This is a genomic window from Corallococcus sp. AB049A, from assembly GCF_003668885.1.
In the GTDB taxonomy this organism is placed as follows: domain Bacteria; phylum Myxococcota; class Myxococcia; order Myxococcales; family Myxococcaceae; genus Corallococcus; species Corallococcus interemptor.
The window spans coordinates 1-6,430 of the sequence record NZ_RAWL01000464.1; the positions used below are offsets into that span (position 1 = coordinate 1).

Consider the following 6,430-nt stretch of genomic DNA (forward strand, 5'->3'; position numbering starts at 1 on the left):
GGTGACGGGAGTCAGCGGCTTCCGGGTGGCGGGGGTGAGGACCATGGAGGAACTCCAGAAGGGGAGGGCTGCGAGCACCGCGATGCGCCACCCCATTGCGTCCCGCATGCCAGCGCCGTCGCCCCCGGGCCGCCCCTGATTCCAGGGGTTTGTATCCCACCCTGTGCGCACGCCCTGATGACGGGCGTTGGCCGCTGATGACGACCGTCACCAGGCAGGCGTCCTGGGTTGACGCGGCGCGGAAGGATGTTCGGAGCGGGCGAGGGCCGGCGGTAGACTCGCGGCCCACGGCCCATGACGAAGAGAGACACCGGAAGGCGAAGCGCAGGCACCGGCTCCATGGACTCCGCGCGCTCGGGCGCCGGGACGGGACGGGGCTCGGGATACGGAACGGGCCCCCGGCCTCGCCGCGCGGAGGACGTGCCTCCGGTTCCCCAGGTGGGCCGCTACCTGCTGCTGCGCAAGCTGGGGCAGGGCGGCATGGGCGTGGTGTACGCCGCCTATGACCCGGACCTGGACCGCAAGATTGCCCTGAAGCTGCTGCACCCGAACGCCAACCGGGACAATGAAGAGGCGCGCTCCCGGCTATTGCGCGAAGCGCAGGCCATGGCGCGCGTCTCCCACCCCAACGTCATCCCCGTCTTCGACGTGGGCATGTGGGGCGACCAGGTCTTCGTCGCCATGGAGCTGGTGGAGGGCGGCACGCTGGGCTCGTGGCTGAAGGAGGCGAAGCCCTCCTGGCGCGAGGTGCTGGAGCGCTACCTCCAGGCGGGCCGGGGCCTGCAGGCCGCGCACGCGGCGGGGCTGGTGCACCGCGACTTCAAGCCCGCCAACGTGCTGGTGAGCCACGCGGGCCGCGTCTACGTGACGGACTTCGGGCTGGCGCGGCAGGTGGGGGAAGGGCCGGAGACCGCGGCCTCGCCGGAGGAGGCCCAGGTGCTGGAGTCCTCCGACCGGCGCATGCTGGACACCACGCTCACGGAAGCGGGCCTGCTGGTGGGCACGCCCAACTACATGTCCCCGGAGCAGTTCCGGGGCACGCAGCTGGACGCGCGCACGGACCAGTTCAGCTTCTGCGCGGCGCTCTACGGCGCGCTCTACGGCACGCGCCCCTTCGACCCCGGCAGCATCAAGGCCTACGTGTCCGCCAGCCGCAGCGCGGAAGTGGAAGCGGACGGCACCGCGTCGCTGGGCGGCACGCAGTCCCTGAACGCTGGTCCCGCGAAGCCCGCCCCCGTCATCTCGCCGCCGCCCGCGCTCATCCGCGAGCCGCCGCGCGACGCGAAGGTGCCCGGCTGGGTGCGCCAGGCGGTGCTGCGCGGACTGTCGCTGGACGCGGACGCGCGCTTTGCCTCCATGCAGGCCCTGCTGGACGCGCTCTCCCAGGAGCAGCGCCACGGACAGCGCAAGCGCTGGCTGGGCGCGGCGGGCGCGATGACGACCGCGCTGGCGGTGGCGGGCGGCGTGGCGTGGCAGCAGTCCCAGGTGTGCACGGACGCGGGCGCGCTGATGGACACCGTGTGGACGCCGGACGCGAAGGCGAAGCTGGAGTCCGCCTTCCGCGCCACCGGCAAGCCCTTCGCGGAAGGCATGGCCTCCCGCGCGGTGCAGGTGCTGGGGCAGTACGCGGACGCGTGGAAACACCAGCGCGTCCAGGCGTGTGAAGAGGCGCGCGTGAGCGGCGTGAAGCCGGAGGAGCAGCTGGACCGGCAGGTGGTGTGCCTGGAGCGCCGCCGCAAGGACCTGCGCGCCACGGTGGACCTGCTCGCGAGCGCGGACGCCGCCATGGTCGCGAAGTCCGTGGACATGGTGCACGCGCTGCCCGCGCTGCACGAGTGCGAGGACGTGGAGGGCCTGGCCGAACAGCAGCGCCGCCCCTCCGACCCCGCCCTGCGCGACACCATCGAGGCGCTGGAGGACCAGCTGTCGGAGGTGCGCGCGCAGGTGGACGCGGGCCGCTACCCCGCGGCGCTCGCGGCGGTGAAGGCGCTGGAGGCGCCGGTGGAGAAGACGGGCTATCTGCCGCTCAAGGCGGAGATGCGCTTCCACCTGGGCTGGCTCCAGGAACAGACGGGCCAGTCGCCGGAGGCCTCCCGCCTGCTGTCGCGCGCGGTGTTCGACGCGGAGGCGGGCAGGGCGGACCGGCTGAAGGTCGCCATCCTCAACAAGCTGCTCTACGTGGAGGACGGCCAGAAGCACTACGACCCGGCGGCGAACTGGGGCGAACTGGCGGAGGCCACCCTCCAGCGCCTGGGCGGCGAGCCCGTGCTCCAGGCCGACGTGAAGGTGAACCAGGCCAACCTCGCCATGTCCCAGGGCCACATGGAGGAGGCCCGAGCGCGGCTGGAGGAGGCGAGCGCCCTCTACGACAAGGCGCTGCCCCCCGAGCACCCCAAGCGCGCGCGGGCCCTCTTCCTCCTGGGCCGGCTGGTGCTGGGCACGGGCGACGCGAAGGGGGCGGTGCCGCTCCTGGAGGCGTCGCTCGCGAAGACCGAGGCGGCCGTGGGCCCGGTGCACCCGGACATGGCCAACCGGCACGGCCTGCTGTCCCTGGCCCTGCGCGACGCCGGTCAGCCCAAGCGCGCGCTGCCGCACGCCCAGGCCGTGGTGGACCTCTTCAAGAAGCTCCACGGCGACAAGAGCGCCCAGGTGGCGGAGGCGCTGGACGAATTGGGCATGTGCCAGCTGGGCATGAAGCGCTACGACGACGCGCTCAAGACCTACGAGCAGGCCGTGGCCCTCAAGCGCGAGCTCTTGCCCGAGGGCGACGAGGGCCTTCAGCCCTCCTACGACGGCGTGGGCCAGGCGCTGCTGGGCCTGGGCCGGGCGCGCGACTCCGTGGCGCCGCTCCAGCTGGCGGTGTCCTTCGCCTCCGCGCCCCCGGACGCGCTGGCGGAGTCCGGCTTCGCGCTGGCGCGGGCGCTGTACCAGACGGGCCAGTCACCAGGGCTTCGGGCGCAGGCCCGCGGCGAGGCCACCCGCGCAAGGGCGCGCTTCAGCGAGTCCGGCATGGACGACCGCGTGGGCGAGGTGGACTCGTGGCTTCAGACGCTGCCCGAGGAGTCCCCGCGCCCGCCTGCCCGCAAGCCGGGCCGGGGCCGGCGCAGGTAGGACGTCACGCGCGGCTGCTGGCGACCCAGGCGGGGCGTGCTAGCGTCCCGCGCCGTGTCGCTGCCACCAGACGAGGACGAGGCGCTCCTGGATGCCACGGCCACCCTGAACCGGGGCCGTGCGGGACAGGTGCGGATGGTGCTCCGGGTGCTTTCCGGCGCGGAGGCCGGCAAGGCCCACCCGCTCAAGCAGGGGACGTACACCGTGGGCAAGGCGCCCACGTGTGACATCGTCCTCTCCGACAAGGCCGTCTCGCGCCAGCACCTGAAGCTGGAGGTGCATGACGAGCACGTCGTCGCCACGGACCTGGGCTCGCACAACGGCTCGTTCGTGGAGGGGCTGCGCTTCACCGCCATGGAGCTGCGCCCCGGCAGCGTCATCACCCTGGGCACCACCGAATTGAAGCTGGTGCCGGAGGACACGCGCGAGCGTTCGCTGCCCCTGTCCTCGAAGGACCGCTTCGGCGCGCTCGTGGGCCAGAGCCGCAAGATGCGCGAGGCCTTCACCGTGCTGGAGCGCCTGGCGCCCGGCGGCGCGGACGTCCTCATCCACGGCGAGACGGGCACCGGCAAGGACCTGTGCGCGGAGGCCATCCACCAGCAGAGCCCGCGCGCCAAGGGCCCCTTCGTCATCGTGGACCTGGCGGGCGTGCCCTCCACCCTCATCGAGTCCGAACTCTTCGGCCACGTGAAGGGCTCCTTCACCGGCGCCCAGGCCGACCGCGCGGGCGCCTTCGAGCGCGCGCAGAACGGCACCGTCTTCCTGGATGAGATTGGCGAGCTGCCCCTGGAGCTGCAGCCGCGCCTCTTGCGCGTGCTGGAGCGCCGGCAGGTCAAGCGCGTGGGCGGCAACGACTACTTCACGGTGAACGTGCGCGTGGTGGCCGCCTCGCACGTGAACCTGGAGCAGGCCGTCAACCAGGGGAAGTTCCGCCGGGACCTCTTCCACCGGCTCGCCGTGCTGCGCGTCACGCTGCCCGCGCTGCGCGAGCGCCCGGAGGACATCCCGTACCTCATCGACCACATGCTCAAGCAGATGGGCCGGCCGCAGAGCGCGCTGTCGGACCAGACGCGCGCCTTGCTCATGCAGTACCCCTGGCCCGGCAACGTGCGCGAGCTGCGCAACGTGGTGGAGCAGGTCGTCAACCTGGGCGAGGAGGCCCTGCCGGACCTGGAGGCGCCCCCGGGCGCGGACGGCCGCAGGGGCCCGGACCTGGACCTGCCCTTCAAGGAGGCCAAGGAGCACCTCATTGAAGTCTTCGAGCGCGACTACCTGAAGAACCTCATCGAGCGCTGCGAGGGCAACATCTCCCGGGCTTCCCGAGAGGCGGACATCGATCGTGTCTACCTTCGGAAACTCCTGCGCAAGCACGGGTTGGATCCGTCCGGGGACCCTTAACACGGAGCGGCACCCGGGGTAGGATGGCATCCCTCATCCCCCCCTCCGGAGACGCTACCGTGAGCGTGAACCTCTCTTCCAACCTCCTCCGTACCTTCCAGCAGCTGGCGGAGGTGAAGCCGTCCGCCCTCCCGCAGCAGACCGCGCAGCAGGTCGGGTTGCCGGAGGAGAAGGTCGTCTCGCAGGTGGAGGGCGCGCCCACCCCCGTCCAGACGGAGCAGGCCACGGACGCCTTCTCGGCGGTGCAGGCCCTCAACCAGGCGTGGGCGAACCGCTTCCAGGTGAACGCGGGCGCCTCCGCGCAGGAGCTGGGCGTCACGGGCGCGCTGGCGAACGCGCCCCAGGCCCCGGAGATTGGCGGCTGGGACACCGCGGCGGCCGACCCCGAGGTCGTCAAGCAGACCAACGCGAACGACTGCGGCGCCGCCGTGGCGGTGATGCTGGGCAAGGAGATTGGCACCAGCAAGGCGCAGCCCACGTCGGACAAGGAAAAGATGGCCGCGCTGGAGTCGCGCTTCACGCAGGGCCAGGGCACGTCGCCGCATGAGCTGTCCAACATGCTGGCGAACCAGGGCACGAAGGTGACCCAGACGTCGTCCAAGCTCGACACGAAGGCCCTGGATGACGCGCTCGCGCGCGGCGCCAAGGGCGCGGTGATGGTGGACTCCTGCCTGGTGGACCCCACGACGAAGCCGGGCGAGACGGGCCGCGCGCACTGGGTCTCCGTGGAGGGCAAGGACGACCAGGGCCGCTACCTGCTCAAGGACCCCAGCACCGGCTCCAAGATTCCGGTGGACGCGCAGCGGCTGGCGGACTCCATGGAGATCTCCTGGAACCAGCACCAGGGCGGCGGGCAGATGATCGTCGAAAGCGCGCAGGGCATGTCGGAGGCCCAGGCCGCGCAGGAGGGCGGGCTCAAGGCCGTCGCGCTCGGCAACACGGATGGCGGCGGCTCGCGCGCCATGGGCAACTTCGGCCGCGAGTCCTCATGAGGGACTGAGGGCCGCGCGCCTCACCGCTTCAGACGGTGAGGTGCTGCACGGCCTGGAGCCGGAGCAGCTGACGCGCCAGCGCCTGCACCTGCTCCACCTCCTGCTCCCCCATCACCTTGCGCAGCGCCAGCTTCTTGTCCGTGGAGGCTCGCAGGAGCAGCGCGCGCAGCTGGGGGTTGGAGAGCAGCGGGTTCAGCTGGCGCAGGTGGCCCACCAGCGCGCCCAGCTGGGGCAGGGTGAGGCCCGCCACCATCACCTGCGTCGCGGTGCCCTCGTCCGGAGTCTGGCTGGTGGCCAGCATCCACGGGGACAGCAGCACCGAACGGGTGAAGTCCTTCTCGCACGACAGGCCCAGCCGCGCGCACTCCTCCACCACGGGGCCGCTGTCGTGGCCCGCGATGATGGGCTGGATGCGCGCGGCCTCGTACTTCTGGAGGACGCCGTCGTACGCCTTCCGGGCCTCCACGCCCTGCGGCGTGCGCGGGAACTCCGCGAAGGCCTGGGCAATCTCGTCGCGCAGCCTGCCCATGAGCGTGGCGTCGTCCGCCGTGCCGGGCTCGCCCAGCACCTGGGCCAGGTAGGCCCGGTCCTCGGGGACCGCGTTCGCGGACTTCCACCACTCGAAGGTGACGGTGCTCACGCTCAGCACCACCGGGAGCGTGACGACGCCCTGGCGGCCGGCGTTGGGGAGGAAGGCGCCCATCTTCCCCTCCACCTCCATGAGGCCGCGGTGGAGGCGGTTGAGGACGGCGAGGCGCAGCTTCGCGCGGCCCTCCAGCGCCTGCTTCGCGGCGTCGGATGACTGGCCGTCGGTGGCGGTGCGCTCGCGGGGAGCTTCGGAAGCGCCCGGCTTGCGCGCGAACCGGGGCTCCACGTTCGCCTGCTGCGGAACCACCAGCGGCTGGGGGAGCGCCGGGGCCGTCTGGGGC

4 protein-coding genes are annotated in these 6,430 nt (G+C 72.3%); 3 read left to right on the top strand and 1 reads right to left on the bottom strand.

Annotation, left to right across the window (positions count from 1 at the left end; genetic code table 11):
- Positions 1-294 precede the first annotated feature (294 nt).
- The 3 genes from D7X55_RS33535 (at position 295) to D7X55_RS33545 (ending at position 5,501) form a co-directional block, all read left to right on the top strand.
- Positions 295-3,111: a serine/threonine-protein kinase gene (locus D7X55_RS33535; RefSeq protein ID WP_121725181.1), complete on the top strand. Its 2,817-nt coding sequence runs from the start codon at positions 295-297 to the stop codon at positions 3,109-3,111.
- A gap of 135 nt (positions 3,112-3,246) precedes the next feature.
- On the top strand, positions 3,247-4,509 hold the full coding sequence (locus D7X55_RS33540) for a sigma 54-interacting transcriptional regulator (protein ID WP_407921808.1): 1,263 nt from the start codon (positions 3,247-3,249) through the stop codon (positions 4,507-4,509).
- A gap of 59 nt (positions 4,510-4,568) precedes the next feature.
- On the top strand, positions 4,569-5,501 hold the full coding sequence (locus tag D7X55_RS33545; RefSeq protein WP_121725182.1) for a hypothetical protein: 933 nt from the start codon (positions 4,569-4,571) through the stop codon (positions 5,499-5,501).
- A gap of 28 nt (positions 5,502-5,529) precedes the next feature.
- Here D7X55_RS33545 and D7X55_RS43645 read toward each other — a convergent pair.
- The coding region (locus D7X55_RS43645; RefSeq protein ID WP_158626464.1) for a hypothetical protein at positions 5,530-6,430 on the bottom strand (901 nt) is incomplete at its 5' end.